Source organism: Cupriavidus sp. FW305-3-2-15-C-LB2, assembly GCF_058787575.1.
Genome location: NZ_JBYSZW010000032.1, coordinates 1873 through 18674 on the forward strand (window position 1 = coordinate 1873; position 16802 = coordinate 18674).

The window sequence follows — 16802 nt, forward strand, 5'->3', positions numbered from 1 at the left end:
GCTCGCGGCGGATGCCCCATTGGCCAGGAGATCAGAAGTTCAGCGGTCGCTGCGCGGCATCCAGGCCGCCGTCGATGAACACCACGTTGCCATGGATGTAGGCAGCGTGCGGCCCGCACAGGAACGCGATCAGCGCGGCCACCTCTTCAGGCTGGGCGCGGCGCCCAAGCGGCGGCAGGAAATCGCGAATGGCATCGCCATAGCGCGGATCCTTCAGCCCGGCCTGCAGCAGCGGCGTTTCCACCGCCCCCGGCGCGACCACGTTGAGGCGCACGCCGGCCTGTCCCCACGCGGCCGCACGTTGCCGCGCGGCCGCCGCCACCGCATGCTTGGAACTGGCATAGGCGATATAGCCAGCCTGGTCCCGGGTGGCTTCCGCCGCCGCAGCGGCCGCCACCATCGTGCACACGCCTGGCTCATCGCCGGCAAGGTAGGCATCACGCAGCGGGCTGCCCTCCCAGGACTGGAGCGTGGCCGAGTTGGACGACACCACCACGGCGCACGGATCCGAGCCCTGGCGCAGCGCCTCGAACAGGCCATCCAGCAGTGCTACCAAGCCGAAGTAGTTGACCGATGCCACCAGCGTTGCGGGTTCGACATGCGGGCCCAGGCCGGCGCAGCAGACCAGCTGGTCGATGCGGCCGCCTGACCGCGACAGTACGGCGTCGATCGCGGCAGCGCGGCCCTGCGGGCTGGACAGGTCGGCAACGATGTCGGCATCGCGCAGGTCGATGCCGATGACCCGGCAGCCGTCGGCGAGCATGCGCTGGCGCACGGCCGCGCCCATACCGGACGCGGCTCCGGTAATGACGACGGTTTTCATGGTGCGAGGTTCCGTGGAGGTTGCCATCAGGCCTCGAACACATGCCGCAGCGCCGGCGGCTCGATATTGCCCGGGTTCAGCTCAAAGATGCGCCGTGCCACGCTGGACGGCCGCACCTGCTCCAAGTCGGTGTAGAACTGCTGGTACCAGTCACGCATCTGGTAGAGGGGCCCGTCGCCTTCGCACAGCAACGGGTTGTCGATGCGGATCTTGCTGTCCCAGATCGCCACGTCCTCGTAGAAGGCCTGTTTGGCCTGCTCCACATAGGCTTGCGCCATGGCACGGTTCTGTTCCTCGGACAGCCCCGGGATCTTCTTCACCAGCACGCCGTAGCGCAGCGCGAAGCTGTTGAGGTCGATCGGCACATGGCAGTTGAGCAGGATCGAGTGGATCTGCTGGTCGCCCATCTGTCCGATCATCTCGGTGATGTGGTATGCAGGCCCGAAGTACGTGGACAGCGCCGTCAGCTGCGCATCGCCCGAGAGCCGGGCACTGCGCCCGATCATCAGCTGCGTGGCCTTGTGGTCTTCGAACAGGTTGGCAAAATAGTCCACCGGCGCGCCATGGACCGTGCCGAAATGCGCCATGTCGGAGATATTGTCGACCAGCTCGCGGCAATTGGTGCGGATCAGCATCTCGTCGATGGCCCAGTCCGACCAATCCGAAGAGAAGCAGGCATCGATGCGCGGAATCGCCACCTCGGGGGGTGCCGGGCGGCCTTCGGGATCGTGCCAGATGAAGAGCAGGTGGTTCTGCTCGCAGGTCTCCCAGGCGCCGACGCGGGCCTTGGGCGGCACCCGCTTGCAGTAGGGAATGGACTTGCAGCCGCCGTCGCCGCCCCACTGCCAGCCGTGGAACGGGCAGACCAGGTTGTCGCCCTGCACGGTGCCGGTGCTCAGGTCTGCGCCCATGTGCGGACAGTAGCCGTCGATCACGCGAATCGCGCCGGTCGAGTCGGCAAACGCCGCCAGACGCCGGCCGAAGATATTCAGCGTGTGCGGCACGCCGTCGCGGTAGCCATCGGCCAGGCCGAGGCAATGCCAGCCGCGCGCGTAGCGGGCCTCGAGCGGGCGTGATTCGATCTTGTAGCCGGTCTTGTAGCCAGTCTGGTTGCCGTCAGCGGTCATGGCGTCTGTCTCCTTGAATTCCCGTGGGACCTTCAAGATAAGAGCGTCTGGCCGGCGGCTCATCGTCCCATCGGACTACTGCAGCGCGGCAATCTTCGTCAGCGCCGGGTCATTGCCCGGGCCATGCACGCAACTGACACCGGCCGGATCGTAGATCCGCGCCACGCAGCCATTGCAGCTGTCACAGGCCGAATGCGCCACCGCGCCGCTGCGCCAGTTGGCGACCAGTGCGGGATCGTGGATCAGCGCGCGCGCCAGCGCGATGCAGTCGAAGCCCTCTTCCATCAGCTGCGCGACATTGCCGATCGACTTGACGCCGCCGATATAGGCCAGCGGCATGCGCACCGCCCGCCGCACCACGCGCGACGCCTCCAGGAAGTACAGCTCGCGAAAGGCCAGCGCGCGCGGCGTGCGCTTCTCCAGCATGGTGATGCCGAAGCGCGCCACCGCGGTCGGTGCGGCGGCCTTCATCTGCGCCGTGGGCATGGGGCTGCCGAACAGCGCCCAAGGACTCTCCACGTTACGCCCGCCGCTAAGGGTCAGCAGGTCGGCGCCTTCCGCCTCCAGCAGGCGCGCGGTCACGGCGGAATCCGCGGGTTCGTTGCCGCCCGGCACGCCGTCGCTGACGCTCAGCTTGCAGCAGACCGCCAGCTCGGCGCCGACCGCGTCCTTCACCTGGCGCAGTACCGCGGCCGGAAAGCGGGTGCGGTTCTCCACGCTGCCGCCGAACGCATCGCGCCGACGGTTGCTCAGCGGCGACAGGAACTGGTTGAGCAGGTAGCCGTGCCCCATGTGGATTTCCACCGCGTCGAAGCCGGCTTCGCGCGCCAGCCGCGCCGCGGCGGCAAACTGGCCGGCAACGCGCGCCATGTCCGCCTCGCGCATGGCACGCTGGAAATACACGCCATGCAGCATGCCAAAGGCATTGAGTCCGGATGAAGCACTGCCCGGCGCGCCGCTGCCGCCATGGCGCATGGTGGTGAACGAGCCCGCATGGGTGATCTGCAGGCAGGCCGCCGCGCCTTCGCGATGCACGGCATCGGTCAGCACGCGCAGGTGCGCAACCTGCTCCGGGCGCATGCTGAGCTGGTGCGAAAAAGTCAGGCCGTCGTCGGCCACCGCCGCATACGCCACCGTGGTCATGCCCACGCCGCCCGCGGCAAGCTCGCGGTGGTGCCTGACCAGCGCCTCGGTCGGCAGGCCCTGCGGCGTCATGCCCTCGTTGGCGCCGGCCTTGATAATGCGATTGCGCAGCGTGAGCGGGCCGATGCGGACCGGTGTGAATGCCGCCGCCGCGTAAGCCTGGTGATCGTGCATGCTGTCTCTCCGGGTCATCGGCCTTACACCGCGTCGGATTTCAGGGCGTGCGCCGGCGGCACCGTCTCGCCGCGCGCGGCGCCACCGGCACCACCGGCGGCCACGCGCGCACGCTCTTCTTCCTCCACCCCCAGCCACGCAGCCAGCGCCGGCAGCAGCGACACCGCGCCGAACAGGTTCACCAGGAACATGAAGGCCAGCAGGATACCCATGTCGGCCTGGAACTTGAGCGCGGCAAAGGCCCAGGTGCCCACCCCGATGCACATCGTCAGCGCCGTGAACAGCGCCGCCGAACCGCGCTGGCGCATGGCCTCGGCAAAGGCCTGCGGCAGGGCCTGCCCTTCCTCGCGGATCTGGTGCTGGATGCGCTCATACAGGTAGATGCCGTAGTCCACGCCGACGCCCACGCCCAGCGTGATGACCGGCAGCGTCGACACCTTCAGCCCGATGCCAAGCCGCGCCATCAGCGCATTGCACAGCACCGACACCAGCGTCAGCGGCACGATGATGCACAGCACCGCGCGCCACGAGCGGAACGTCAGCAGGCATAGCAGCGTGATCGCACCGAAGATCGACAGCAGCATGGTCACTTCAGCTTCTTCCACGGCCTCATTGGTGGCCGCCATCACGCCGATATTGCCCCCGCCCAGGCGGAACGCCACGTTGGGGGTCTTGTCGGCGGCGGTGAAGCGGCGGATCTCGCGGATGATGTGGGCGATGGTGGCGCCCTCATGGTTGGCGGTGTAGATCAGCACCTGGATGGCCTGGCAGTTCGAGGTATTCATGCCGTTGTCCGGGTCGAAGGCCTTGGCGCCCTGGCTCAGGCCCTCGCTGCTGCGCGGCAGCGCCTCCCAGCGCGGGTTGCCCTCGTTGTAGGCGCCGATCACCACCTTGGCCAGCGACGACACGCTCACCACCGACTGCACGCCGGACACGCCGCGCATATGCATCTCGAAGCGTTCCACCGCACTCATCACCGGGTAGTGCAGGCAGCCGTCGTCGAAGCCGGTGGGTTCCACCACCACGGTCAGCGCATCCGAGCCGATGTTGTACTGGCTCACGATGCTGGCGCTGTCGCGGTTGTAGCGCGAATCCGCGCGCAGTTCCGGTGCGCCGCTGCCGACATCGCCAATCTTGAGGCCGCGCGAATCGATGGCGCCGGCCGCCAGCAACGCGAGCGCGGCAACGAACACGCCCAGCGCCGGGCCCGGACGCGCCAGCGCGCCGAACTTCTGCCACAGCCCGCCGGTTCCGTGCGCGCGCCGGGCCTGCGCCGATGCCAGCGCCGACGGCTCCAGCCGCGTGTACGACAGCAGGATCGGCAGGAACACCTTGTTGGTCACGATCATCAGCAGCACGCCCAGGCAGGCGGTGATGCCAAGCTCGCGCACGATGTCGATCTCGATGCGCATGATGACCATGAACCCGAGCGCGTTGGTCAGCAGCGCGACCGTGCCGGGGATGAACAGCTTGCGGAAGGCCGCGCTGGCGCTGTCCAGCGCACCATGTCCCTGCACCACCTCTTGCTTCCAGGCATTGGTCATCTGCACCGCGTGCGAGACCCCGATCGAAAAGATCAGGAACGGCACCAGGATCGACATCGGATCGATGCCGTAGCCCAGCAGCGGCAGCAGGCCCAGCAGCCAGGCCACGGGCAGCAGCGCCACCACCAGCGACAGCAGCGTGATACGCAGCGAGCGCGTGTACAGCCACAGCAGCAGCGCGGTCACGGCGAAGGCCAGCGCGAAGAAGCCCATCACGCCGGCGATGCCCTCTTCCACATCGCCCACCAGCTTGGCAAAGCCGACGATATTGACCTCGACGTCGGTGCCGCTGAATTCCCCGCGGATCTTCTCCAGCTGGCGCGCGACCGAACCGTAGTCGATGGTCTTGCCGGTGGCCGGATCGGTCTCGCGCAATTCCGCGCGGATCAGCGCGGACCTCAGGTCGTTGCTGACCAGGCGGCCGATCTGGCCGGAGCGCGCCACGTTGCGGCGCACCTTGTCGAGCTCGGCCGGCGTGCCGGAGAAGCGCCCCGGCACCACCACGTCGCCGCGAAAGCCCGCCTCCGTCACCTCGGTGTAGCGCACATTGGGCGTGAACAGCGAGAACACGCGCGAGCGGTCCACGCCGGGGATGAAGAACACGTCATCGGTGGCGCGGCGCAGCTTGTCCATGAAGGCCGCGTTGTAGATATCGCCGTCGCCCTTCCAGCGCAGGCTCAGCAGCACCGTATTGGCACCGGAAAAGGTGCTCGCGTACTTGGTGAACACCTGCATGAACGGGTGCTGCAGCGGGATCATCTTGTTGAAGCCGGGATCGAGCCGCAGCCGCGTGGCCGAGGCGCCCAGCGCCACGGTCACGGCCAGGCACAGCACCAGCAGCAGGCGGCGCCGGTGCATCAGCAGGCTGGCGCAGGCATCGACAAGGCGGCCCAGGCGGCCGGAGGAATGGGGGCGGGTCATGATCGTTCTCGCATTCGGTAAGCCAGGGTCAGCGGGGGTTGGCGGCGAGCGTGGCGCCGGCAAGGCCGCCATTGCCGCCCAGCGCCAGCTTGTCCTTGCCGGCAGGGGCCAGCGCGGCCAGGGTCTGCGGGCTGCCGGCGGGCAGGGCGGTGAAGTGGCGCCCGCCGTCGGCGGACATCACCATCGTGCCACCCTGCCCGGCCAGCACGATGCGCCCATCGGGCAGCTCGACGCCGCCGAAGAACGAGGTCTTGAGGCCAGTGTCCGCGGCCTGCCAGGTGGCGCCGAAGTCCTCGCTGCGCAAGGCGTTGCCGCGCATGCCGAAGGCCAGCCAGGCGCCATCGCGCAGCGGCTGCACGCCGTACAGCGATCCCTCGTAGGGGGACTTCACCACCTCCCAGCGGCTGCCGCCGTCGGGCGAGCGCAGCACCAGGCCGGTTTCGCCGACCAGCATCAGGCGCCCCTGCCCGTCGCCGGCAATGCCGTTGAGGTGGCGGTCCTGCATGGCCTTGTCTGCGGCCGGCTCCCAGTGCCTGCCCTGGTCGTGCGAGACCAGGAAGCGGCCAAAGCTGCCGACCGCGAACCACGGGCCGCCCGCCTGGGCCCAGGCGCCGAGCAGCGGATCGGATGAGCTCGCGTCGAACGCCACCTGCTGCCAGTGCGCACCGCCATCTTCCGTGCGCAAGATCCAGCCGCTGTGCCCGACCGCCATGCCGTGGCGGCTGTCGGCAAAGGCCACCTGGGTCAGCGCGGCGCCTTGCGGATGATCCACCACGGCCGTGCGCCAGTTGCCGCCCTGGTCGTCGCTGAACAGGATCTGGCCGCGCTCGCCCACTGCCACCAGGCGCTCGCCGGCGCGCGCGATGCCGTTGACCTGCAGGCCGTCCGGGCGCAGCGTCGTGGCCGCGAACGGCGGCAGCGGGCGCGGCGCGAAGGCCCATACCGCGGTGGCCAGCACGGCCAGCGACATGGCGACGCCGATCAGTCGTTTCATGATGTCTCCTCCGGTTGGAGTAATGGCAGGCGGCCTCGTTGCGGGCCGTCCCTGCAGGGGCTGCTTGTGATTACAGAACGTCGAACAGCGCGGCGGCACCCATGCCGCCACCGATGCACATGGTCACCACTGCCTGCTGCACGCCGCGGCGCCGGCCTTCAATCAATGCATGCGCGGTCATGCGCGCACCCGACATGCCGAACGGATGGCCGATCGAGATCGCGCCGCCGTTGACATTCAGGCGCGCATCCGGGATGCCCAGCTTCTGCTGGCAGTACAGCACCTGGCAGGCAAAGGCCTCGTTCAGCTCCCACAGGCCCACGTCGGCCACCGTCATGCCATGGCGCGCGAGCAGCCTGGGTACGGCGAATACCGGGCCGATCCCCATCTCGTCCGGCGCGCAGCCCGCCACCGCCATGCCGCGGTAGCGGCCCAGCGGGCGCAGGCCGCGCCGGCGGGCCTCGTCGGCGCTCATCATCAGCACCGCGGCGGCGCCGTCCGACAACTGCGAGGCATTGCCGGCAGTGATGTGCTCGCCGGCGGCCACCGCCTGGCCGCCGCTCCAGACCGGCTTCAGCGCCTCCAGGCTACTGGCCGTGGTATCGGGCCGGTTGCACTCGTCGTGCGCAAGCCGAACGGTCTCGTGGCCGGTCAGCGTGCCGGCCTTGTCGAACAGCGCGCGGCGCGTTTCCAGCGGCACGATCTCGTCATCGAAGGCACCGCGCCGCTGCGCCTCGGCGGTGCGCTGCTGGCTGCGCCAGGCGTAGGCGTCCTGCTCGGCGCGGCTGATGCCATAGCGGCGCGCCACCACCTCGGCGGTCTCGATCATTGCCATATAGGCTGCCGGCTGCCGCGCCAGCACCGCTTCGGACTGGGCGCGGTAGCTGTTCTTGTGCCTGGTCTGCGTCAGCGAGATAGATTCCGCGCCGCCGGCGACGATGATGTCGGCCTCGCCGCACTGGATCGCGCGGGCGCCCGCAGCGATCGTCATCAGGCCCGAGCCGCACATACGGTCCATGGTCATGCCGGGCACGCTGGCCGGCAGGCCGGCCGCCACCGCGCACAGGCGGCCCAGGTTGTAGCCCTGGGTGCCCTGCTGCGCGGCCGCGCCGATCAGCACATCTTCCACCTCGGACGGATCCACGCCGGCGCGCTCCACCACCGCGCGCACCACGTGGCCGCCCAGCACCGGGGCCTCGGTGTCGTTGAAGGCACCGCGGAAGGCCTTGCCGATCGGTGTGCGCGCGACGGCGACAATGACTGCTTCTTTCATTCTGGATTCCTGTTCAGAAGTAATAGCGGCTGATGGTCTCGGCCACGCAGGCCGGCTTGTCTCCGCCTTCGATTTCCACGGTCATGCGCACCACCGACTGCACGCCGCCCTGCAAGGTCTCGGCCCGCACCAGTTCCCCCGCCCCGCGCACGCGCGCGCCCACGCGCACCGGCGCCGGGAAGCGCACCTTGTCGCAGCCGTAGTTGACGCCCCACTTCATGCCTTCGACCGTGACCAGCTCCGGCAGGAACTGGTTGACCAGCGCCAGCGTCAGGTAGCCGTGCGCGATGCAGGCGCCGTATGGGCCCTGCGCGGCGCGCTCCGGGTCCACGTGCAGCCACTGGTGGTCGCCGGTGGCATTGGCGAACTGGTTGACCTGTTCCTGGGTGATCTGGGTCCAGGCGCTCTCGCCGAGGCGCTGGCCGACGGCGGCGTGGATGTCTTCGGCAGAACGGAAGATTCTTGGCATGTCTGGTTCCTGCGTTGTTCCCGGTCCCAACTGTTTCCCTTCAAGCCCGCTGGCTGCTCACCGGCAGCACCTCGCCCGTCATGTACGAGGCATAGTCGCTGGCCAGGAATACCATCACATTGGCCACCTCCCACACCTCGGCCGCGCGCCCGAACGCTTCGCGCTCGCTGAGCTGGCGCAGCAGGTCGGCCGGCGCCGACTTCTTCAGGAAGTCATGCAGCGCGATGCTGGGCGCCACCGCATTGATGCGCACGCCAAATTCGGCGGCTTCCATCGCGCTGCAGCGCGTCAGCGCCATCACCCCGGCCTTGGCCGCGGCGTAGTGCGACTGCTCCTTCTGCGCACGCCAGCCCAGCACCGAGGCGTTGTTGACGATGGCGCCGCGCCGGCGCGCCTGCATGTGCGGCAACATCGCTCGCGTCATGCGGAAGGTGCCCGTGAGGGAAATATCGATCACGCGCGACCACTCGGCATCGTCCATATCAACTAGGCGGCGCGAGCCGCCCAGGCCGGCGTTGTTGATCAGCACGTCGGTTCCGCCCAAGGCTTCTTCGGCGGCGGCCACAAGTGCGCGCACCTGCGCTTCATCCGATACATCGCAAAGCTGGCCATGGATCGCCTGCAGGCCGGTTTCCGCGCGCAAGCGCTCGACCGCGTCTGCCAGCCGCTTCTCATGGACGTCGGAGATCATCAGCGCGCGGCAGCCCTCCTCGGCGCAGCGGCGCGCGGCGGCAAAGCCGATGCCGGCGCCCGCCGCGGCGGTGATGAGCACACTCTTGCCGGCGAGCAACTGATGGCCAGGCACATAGGCCGGGGCGCTGGGGATTTCGGTGTTCAGGGTCATGACTGTCCTCGTGCTTCGCGCGGCATGCCGAGGCCGCGTTCGGCGATGATGTTGAGCTGGATTTCGTTGGTGCCGGCGTAGATGGTGTCGGCGCGCGAGAACAGCGCCATCTGCTGCAGCCGCGTGCGGCGCGTGTCGCCGGCGTCCAGCACATTGGCCAGCGGACCCAGCACGTCCAGCGCCAGCTGGCCCAGGTCTCGGTGCCAGTTGGACCAGTAGTACTTGTAGATCAGCGCGTCGCGCTGCAGCGCGGTGCCGCCGTCCTGGCCCGCCTGCGCCGCGCCCGCCAGCATGCGCAGCGCATTGGCGCGCATCACGCGCAGGCCGGCCCAGGCGCGCGCGATGCGCTGGCGCACCAGCGCGTCGCGGCTGCTGCCGTTGTCGCGCGCGGCCTGCGCCACCCATTCCAGTTCATGCGTGAACTGCATCTGCTGGCCCAGCGTGGAGATGCCGCGCTCGAAGCCCAGCAGCGCCATGGCGATGCGCCAGCCATCGCCGGGCGCGCCCAGCACATCGGCGGCGGCGGCACGTGCGCCGTCGAAGAACACCTCGTTGAATTCGGCGCCGCCGCCCATCTGGCGAATCGGCCGGATCTCGATGCCGGGCTGGTCCAGCGGCAGCATCAGGAAGACCAGGCCCTTGCTGCCGCGCGAGCCGGGCTCGCAGCGCGCCAGCACGAAGATCCAGTCCGAATCGTGCGCGAGCGAGGTCCACACCTTCTGGCCGCTCACCAGCCAGTCGCCGGTGGCCGCATCGCGCTCCGCCCGCGTGCGCACATTGGCCAGGTCCGAGCCCGCGCCAGGCTCCGAATACCCCTGGCACCAGAACGTGGTGCCGTTCAGGATGCCGGGCAGCAAGCGCGCCTTCTGGTCGTCGGTGCCGAAGGCGACCAGGGTCGGGCCGATCAGCCCCTCGCCGATATGGCCCATGCGGCCCGGCCCCCCTGCCCGCGCGTATTCCTCATGGAAGATCACCTGCTGCATGACCGGCAGCTCGCGCCCGCCATGCGCGCGCGGCCAGCCCAGGCCGGTCCAGCCGCCTTCGGCCAGCCGGCGCTCCCACGCCTTGCGCAGTTCGGGATAGGCCTCTTCGTCGCCGGGGCCGCCGCGGTGCTTCAGGCAGGCGAACTCGCCGGCCAGGTTGGCGGCCATCCACTGCGCGACTTCGGCGCGGAATGCCGCCTCTTGATTCGCTGTCATGCTGTCCTCCACGCGTGCGGGCCATTTGCTGCGAGATACGCCAGCGCCGCGCCGGCACCGCCCAGCCAGTGGCTGGCGGCCTGCGCGCGCTTGAAATAGAGCTGGGGGTCGTATTCCCAGGTGAAGCCGACACCGCCATGCAACTGGATGGCCTCCTGCGCGCAGAAGCGCAGGGCATCGTCGGCTGCCACGGATGCGGCGGCGATGTCGAGGCGGATGCCGGTACCATCGGCCACCTCGCCCGTTTCCCACGCCTGCGCCGCGCCATACACCGCCGAGCGCGCCGCCTCGACCAGCACCATCATCTGCGCGCAGCGGTGCTTGACCGCCTGGAACGAGGCGATGGCGCGCCCGAACTGGATCCGTTCCGAGGCATAAGCTACGGTCAGGTCCAGGCATTGCTGGGCCGCGCCAAGCTGCTCCGCCGCCAGCATCAGCTTGCCGTGCCACCAGGCCTGGGCCAGGCCAAACGCCGCCGCGTCCGCGCGCGCCAGGCAGGCGCTGGCGGGCACGGGCAGCCCGTCCAGCCGCAGCGCGGCCTGCGGCCGCGTGCGGTCCAGCGTATCGAGCGGCGCCAGCATGATTCGCGCATCCTGTGCCAGTGCTGCTGGCTCCAGCAGGAACAGCGCAGGCACGCCGTCTTCGAGCCGGGCCGGCACCAGCAGCCAGTCGGCGCCGGCGGCATCGGCCACCTGGGCGGCGCAGCCGCGCAGCACGAAGCCATCCGCGCCCGCCTGCGCGCCAATGGCGACGCCGTCGTACTGCCAGCCGCCATCGTCCGGCAACACCGCGGCGGCACGCAGCTCGCCACACGCCAGCCGTTCCAGCCAATGCGCGCTGCCGCGCGGGCCCAGGCTGGCCTGAAGCCAGGGCGCGGCCACGCACACGGCGGACCAGAACGGCACGCAGGCCAGGCGCTGGCCCAGTTGTTCCTGCAGCAGCACCAGCCCGGGCGCCCCCAGGCCGGCGCCGCCCACGGCTTCGGGCAGTGCGATGCCGCACCAGCCGAGTTCGCCCGCGACCGCGTGCCACAGCGCTTCGTCGTGCGCGGCACCCGCCTCGGTCACGCGCCGCACCGCCGCCGAATCGCTGTGCGCGGCGAGGTAGTCGCGCGCGCTGTCGCGTACCATCTGCTGTTCGAGGCTAAGGGAGAAGTCCATGGCCGTCGCGCTCAGCTGCCGTAGACCGGCTGGGGCGGCTGCGCCTGCGCCAGCAGTTCCGCCACGGCTGCGCCCAGTTCGGCCGGCTGCCAGCGCGATCCCTTGTCGGTCCTGGGTCCGGTACGCCAGCCGTCGGCCACGGAAACCATGCCGCCGGCCGCCTCGAACATGCGCCCGTTGACCTGCGCGGAGGCGGCGCTGCCCAGCCACACCACCAGCGGCGCGACGTTGGCCGGGTCGTAGTAGTCGAAGCCGTCGGCCGGCGCCCGCATCATGTCGGCGAACACGTCTTCGGTCATGCCGGTGCGCGCCGCCGGCGCCAGCGCATTGGCGGTGATGCCATAGCGGCCGAGCTCGGCGGCCTGCACCAGCGTGAGCGCGGCAATGCCGGCCTTGGCGGCGGCGTAGTTGGACTGCCCGACAGAACCCTGCAGGCCCGCGCCGGAGCTGGTGTTGATAATGCGCGCGTCGACGGCGCGGCCGGCCTTGGCGGCATCGCGCCACCGTTTGGCGAGCAGGTTGGCCAGGCAGAAGTGGCCGCGCAGGTGCACGCGCATGACGTCGTCCCAGTCCGCTTCGGTCAGGCTGACAAACATGCGGTCGCGGCAGATGCCGGCGTTGTTGACCAGCACGTGGACCTCGCCGAAGGCCTCGACCGCGGCATCGACGATGCGCTGCGCGGTGGCCAGCTGCGTGATGTCGTCAGCGCTGGCCAGCGCCGCGTTTGCCTTCGCGCCGGCCGCACGGATCTCCGCGCAGACGGCCTCGGCCGCCTCGCGCCGGATGTCGTTGACGACCACGTTGGCGCCCTCGGCGGCGAAGGCCAGCGCATAGGCACGGCCCAGCCCGCCGCCGGCGCCGGTGATGATGACGGTGCGTGCGTCGCAGATTCCCATGGCGGTCTCCTTACAGGCGTTCGATGATGGTGACGTTGGCCAGGCCACCGCCTTCGCACATGGTCTGCAGGCCGTAGCGCCCGCGGGTGCGTTCCAGCTCATGCAGCAGCGTGGTCATCAGGCGCGCGCCGGTGGCGCCCAGCGGGTGGCCCAGTGCGATGGCGCCGCCGTTGGGGTTGGTGCGCTCGGCCGCGTAGCCGGTTTCGGCCAGCCATGCCATCGCCACCGAGGCGAACGCTTCATTGATCTCGACCACGTCGATGTCAGCCAGGCGCAGGCCGCTGCGCTCCAGTGCGCGTCTGGTTGCAGGGATCGGCGCGGTCAGCATCCACAGCGGGTCGTCGCCCAGCACGCTCATATGCGCGATGCGCGCACGCGGCTTGAGCTGGTAGCGCTTGAGCGCGTCTTCCGAGACGATCAGCAGCGCGGCGGCGGCATCGGCGGTCTGGCTGGACACAGCCGCAGTCAGCGAACTGCCGGGCATCAGCGGTTCCAGCGCAGCCATCCTGGCCAGCGTGGTATCGGGGCGCGGGGTCTCGTCATGCTTCACGCCTGCGCACGGCACGATCTCGCGCGCAAAGCGGCCGCCTTCGATGGCCGCGGCGGCGCGCTGATGGCTTGCCAGCGCGTAGGCTTCCATGGCCTCGCGCGACAGCTTCCAGTGATCGGCAATGCGCTGCGCGGCATGGAACTGCGACACCGGCGCATCGCCAAAGCGCGTCTGCCAGCCCTTGCTGCCCGAGAACGGGTCGGCAAAGCCCAGTGCCTGCCCGGCCAGCATGGCCGACGAGATCGGGATCTGGGTCATGGTCTGCACGCCGCCGGCGATCACCACGTCCTGCGTGCCGCTCATCACTGCCTGCGCGGCAAAGTGCACGGCCTGCTGCGACGAGCCGCACTGGCGGTCCACGGTCACGCCCGGCACCGTCAGCGGCAGGCCGGCTGCCAGCCACGCGCTGCGGGCGATATTGCCGGCCAGCGGGCCGATGGTGTCGACGCAGCCGAACACCACGTCGTCATAGTCCTCCGCGGGAATGCCGTTGCGGCGCACCAGCTCGGCCAGCACGAAGCCGCCCAGGTCGGCGCCGTGCATGTGCGACAGTCCGCCCTTGCGGCGCCCGGTGGGCGTGCGCAGGGCATCAACGATATAGGCGTCTTTCATGGTCTTGGTTCTCTTTGGATTCAGGCGAAGGTGGCGCCGGCGCCGATCTCATGCGCGCCGTCAAGGATGTGCGCGCCCATGCGCGCCTTGTGGAAGGCACAGTCGCCCCAGCTTCCCGCCAGGGCCCAGGCCCGCTTGGTGAAGATCTGCAGGTCCAGCTCCCAGGTGTAGCCCATTGCGCCATGCACCTGGATCGCCTGGCGCGCCGCGCTCCACGCGCAGCGCGCGGCGGCCACGCGGGCGTGCGAGACATGCAGGCCTGCATCGGGCAGGCCGTGCGCCAGCGCGGCCGCGGCGCGCAGCAGCACCGGCCGGGCGAACTCGAGCTGGATCGCCACGTCGGCCAGCAGGTGCTTGACCGCCTGGTAGGCGCCGATGGCCTTGCCGAACTGCTTGCGCTGCGCGCTGTAGTCGATCGCCAGGTCCAGCATGCGCTGGGTCAGGCCCAGCTGCTGCGCGGCCACGCCAAGCGCGCCGCGGTTCAGCGCGCTGCTCCACAGGCCACTACCGGACGGGATCAGTTCGGACTCCGCGGCCGGCGTCCACGCCAGCTCGAACAGGCGGCGCGAAGGATCGAGCCCGGTGCGCGCCGTCAGCACGGCCTGGTCGGGCCGCAGCAGGTGCACGGCACCTTCGTGCGCGCACAGGATCGCGTCGGCGACATGGGCGTCGGCCACCAGCCGCTCTTGCGGATGCGCCACCGCCACGCGGGCATCGCCGGCGGCGATGCGCTCCAGCAGCGTGGCGCAGCGTTCGTGCGCCGAGGCGTTCGGCGCCGCCGCGAGCGCATCGCGCAGCAGCCCGGCCGCGACCAGCGCAGTGTCCAGCAAAGGCTCGGGCAGCGCAAAGTAGCCGCAGGCCTGCGCCAGCGGCGCCCATTCGACCTCGCCCAGCCCCAGTCCGCCCTGCTCCTGCGGCACCATCACCGCGGTCAGGCCCTGGTTGGCAAGCTGGCGCCACAGCGCGTCGGAGCGGCCAGACTCGGTGGCCCACAGCTCGCGCGTCAGTTCGGGCGTCATCTCGGTCATCAGGAAGCGCCGGATCGCCTCGGCAAACTGCTCCTGCTCTTCGGTCAATGCGAAATCCATGGTGTTTTCCCCGGGTGCCGTCATGCGCGCGGCATGCCGAGCAGGCGCTCGGCGACGATATTGCGCTGGATCTCGTTGGTGCCGGCATAGATCGGCCCGGCCTGCGAGAACAGGAAGCCATCCAGCCAGTGGCCGAGCGAACCCGGCGGCTGGCCGTCGGGCGCGACCTCTGCGGACTGCCCCAGGATGGCCAGCGCGGTATCGTGCATATGGATGTCCAGCTCGGACCAGAACACCTTGTTCGTGCTCGACTCCGCGCCGATATGGCCGCCGCGTACCAGGCGGCTCGCGGTGGCGTAGGTGGAGAGCGTGTAGGCCTCGGCGTCCATCCAGGCGCGCAGCACCGCCTCGCGCAGCGACGGGTCGCGGTCCGCCGCCTCGCGGTTGGCCTGGTACAGCCTGACCAGCGCGCGCGCGGTTTCCTGGAAGCGCGCCGGCGAGCGCAGCATCAGGCCGCGTTCGAAGCCGGCGGTGGCCATGGCCACCTGCCAGCCGGCGCCTTCTGCGGCCAGGCGGTTTTCCACCGGCACGCGCACGTCGTCGAAGAAGATCTCGGCAAAGCCGGTCTGGCCGTTGAGCTGGCGGATCGGGCGCACGGTGATGCCGGGCGTGTCCAGCGGCATCAGGATGAAGGTCAGGCCATGGTGTCGGGTCGAGGCCGGGTCGGTGCGGAACAGGCCGAACAGCCAGTCCGCCCACACCGCCCGCGTCGACCAGATCTTCTGGCCGTTGATCACATAGTCATCGCCCTGCCGGATCGCGCTGCAGCGGATCGCGGCCATGTCCGAGCCTGCGCTCGGCTCGGACCAGCCCTGCGCCCAGACATGCTCGCCCGAGGCCATGCGCGGCAGGAAGCGCGCCTTCTGCGCCTCGGTGCCGAATTCCATCAGCGTGGGCCCGAGCAGGAAGATGCCGTTCTGGTTGACGCGCATCGGCGCGCCGGCACGCCAGTACTCCTCCTCGAAGATCAGCCACTCGATCAGGTCGCAGCCGCGCCCGCCCAGCTCGGCCGGCCACGTGACCATGCTCCAGCGGCCCTGGTTGAGCGTGGCCTCCCACGCGCGGTGCTGGGCGAAGCCCGCTTCGGTATCGAAGCTCGCCAGCGGCGTGCGCGGCACGTGCGCGGCCATCCAGTCGCGCACCTCGGCGCGGAAGGCGCGCTGGGCGTCGGTGTATTCAAGCTGCATCGCGCTCTCCCTGCGCAAAGCGGGCTTCGCGGCCTTCGACAAAGGCGGCGCGCGCCTCGCCGGAATCGGCGCTCATGTAGGCCTGCAGCGTGAAGCCCTGTTCCCAGCGGTATTTGTCCTCCAAGTTGCCGTCTTCCACGCCGTTGAGCGCCTCCTTGGCCAGCTGCAGCATGGCCGGGCTCTTGGCGGCGATCTGGCGGGCCAGCGTCATGGCGGCCTCGCGCAACTCTGCGCGCGGCACCACGCGCTCGACCGCGCCCAGCCGGTACGCCTCGGCGGCATCGATCATCTCGCCGGTGAAGTACATCGCCCTGACCTTCTGCACGCCGAACATGCGCTGCAGGTGGGCGCCGCCGCCCATGGCGCCGCGGTCGATCTCCGGCACGCCAAAGCGCGCACAATCTGCGGCCACGATGATGTCGGCCGCGCCGCAGATGCCGATGCCGCCGCCCAGCACGAAGCCGTGCACGGCCACGATGACCGGCTTGGGATTGCGGTGCACGGCGCGGAAGGTGGCGTAGTTACCGGCGTTGACATCGACGATGCGCTGCGGGTGCGCGGCCAGCTCCTTGATGTCGACGCCGGCGCAGAAGCCGCGGCCTTCGCCGCGCAGCACGATCACGCGCACGGCGGGATCGGTGCCCAGCTGGTCGATCGCGGCGGCCAGCGCATGCCAGCCGGCGCAGTCGAGCGCATTGACTGGCGCATGGTCGATCACCAGTTCGGCGATGCCGTCGGCGGTGTCGATGCGGAACGGCCCGGTCTTTTTGTTCGTTTGCATGGTTTCCTCTGTCTGTG

General features: G+C 69.8%; 15 protein-coding genes. All 15 read right to left on the bottom strand.

All coding sequences use genetic code 11. The features are described from left to right. Nucleotides 1–31: 31 nt before the first annotated feature. Nucleotides 32–823 carry an SDR family oxidoreductase gene (locus AC3WRR_RS21715; protein ID WP_439672494.1) on the bottom strand — a complete coding sequence of 264 codons (792 nt, stop codon included), beginning with the start codon at nucleotides 821–823 and terminating at the stop codon, nucleotides 32–34. Between the two features lie 26 nt (nucleotides 824–849). Then, nucleotides 850–1950 (bottom strand): 3-ketosteroid-9-alpha-monooxygenase, oxygenase component, encoded by a 1101-nt coding sequence (locus AC3WRR_RS21720; RefSeq protein WP_058697835.1) that lies wholly within the window; start codon nucleotides 1948–1950, stop codon nucleotides 850–852. A gap of 75 nt (nucleotides 1951–2025) precedes the next feature. Next, entirely contained in the window at nucleotides 2026–3219 is a 1194-nt protein-coding gene (locus tag AC3WRR_RS21725) for an NADH:flavin oxidoreductase (RefSeq protein ID WP_492298163.1), read from the bottom strand. 71 nt (nucleotides 3220–3290) lie between these two features. Next, complete coding sequence (locus tag AC3WRR_RS21730) at nucleotides 3291–5732, bottom strand: efflux RND transporter permease subunit (RefSeq protein ID WP_492298117.1); 2442 nt, start codon at nucleotides 5730–5732, stop codon at nucleotides 3291–3293. A 28-nt stretch (nucleotides 5733–5760) separates the two neighbouring features. Then, nucleotides 5761–6726 carry a WD40/YVTN/BNR-like repeat-containing protein gene (locus AC3WRR_RS21735; RefSeq protein WP_492298119.1) on the bottom strand — a complete coding sequence of 322 codons (966 nt, stop codon included), beginning with the start codon at nucleotides 6724–6726 and terminating at the stop codon, nucleotides 5761–5763. A gap of 70 nt (nucleotides 6727–6796) precedes the next feature. Continuing rightward, nucleotides 6797–7999 (bottom strand): acetyl-CoA C-acyltransferase, encoded by a 1203-nt coding sequence (locus AC3WRR_RS21740; protein WP_492298121.1) that lies wholly within the window; start codon nucleotides 7997–7999, stop codon nucleotides 6797–6799. A gap of 13 nt (nucleotides 8000–8012) precedes the next feature. Further along, entirely contained in the window at nucleotides 8013–8468 is a 456-nt protein-coding gene (locus AC3WRR_RS21745; RefSeq protein WP_454750736.1) for a MaoC family dehydratase, read from the bottom strand. A 40-nt stretch (nucleotides 8469–8508) separates the two neighbouring features. Then, nucleotides 8509–9312: an SDR family oxidoreductase gene (locus AC3WRR_RS21750; protein ID WP_010813970.1), complete on the bottom strand. Its 804-nt coding sequence runs from the start codon at nucleotides 9310–9312 to the stop codon at nucleotides 8509–8511. Further along, nucleotides 9309–10511, bottom strand: a complete 1203-nt coding sequence (locus AC3WRR_RS21755; protein WP_010813971.1) for an acyl-CoA dehydrogenase family protein — start codon at nucleotides 10509–10511, stop codon at nucleotides 9309–9311. Before AC3WRR_RS21755 ends, AC3WRR_RS21750 begins: the two co-directional genes overlap by 4 nt. After that, nucleotides 10508–11671: an acyl-CoA dehydrogenase family protein gene (locus tag AC3WRR_RS21760; protein ID WP_492298123.1), complete on the bottom strand. Its 1164-nt coding sequence runs from the start codon at nucleotides 11669–11671 to the stop codon at nucleotides 10508–10510. The genes AC3WRR_RS21755 and AC3WRR_RS21760 overlap by 4 nt, the downstream gene beginning before the upstream one ends. An 11-nt stretch (nucleotides 11672–11682) precedes the next feature. Next, nucleotides 11683–12567: an SDR family oxidoreductase gene (locus AC3WRR_RS21765; protein ID WP_058697827.1), complete on the bottom strand. Its 885-nt coding sequence runs from the start codon at nucleotides 12565–12567 to the stop codon at nucleotides 11683–11685. A gap of 10 nt (nucleotides 12568–12577) precedes the next feature. Further along, nucleotides 12578–13729, bottom strand: a complete 1152-nt coding sequence (locus tag AC3WRR_RS21770) for an acetyl-CoA C-acetyltransferase (RefSeq protein WP_011616736.1) — start codon at nucleotides 13727–13729, stop codon at nucleotides 12578–12580. A 20-nt stretch (nucleotides 13730–13749) separates the two neighbouring features. After that, entirely contained in the window at nucleotides 13750–14817 is a 1068-nt protein-coding gene (locus AC3WRR_RS21775) for an acyl-CoA dehydrogenase family protein (RefSeq protein ID WP_492298125.1), read from the bottom strand. A 20-nt stretch (nucleotides 14818–14837) separates the two neighbouring features. Then, nucleotides 14838–16004: an acyl-CoA dehydrogenase family protein gene (locus AC3WRR_RS21780; RefSeq protein WP_010813976.1), complete on the bottom strand. Its 1167-nt coding sequence runs from the start codon at nucleotides 16002–16004 to the stop codon at nucleotides 14838–14840. Next, entirely contained in the window at nucleotides 15994–16785 is a 792-nt protein-coding gene (locus AC3WRR_RS21785) for an enoyl-CoA hydratase family protein (protein ID WP_010813977.1), read from the bottom strand. Before AC3WRR_RS21785 ends, AC3WRR_RS21780 begins: the two co-directional genes overlap by 11 nt. Nucleotides 16786–16802 lie beyond the last annotated feature (17 nt).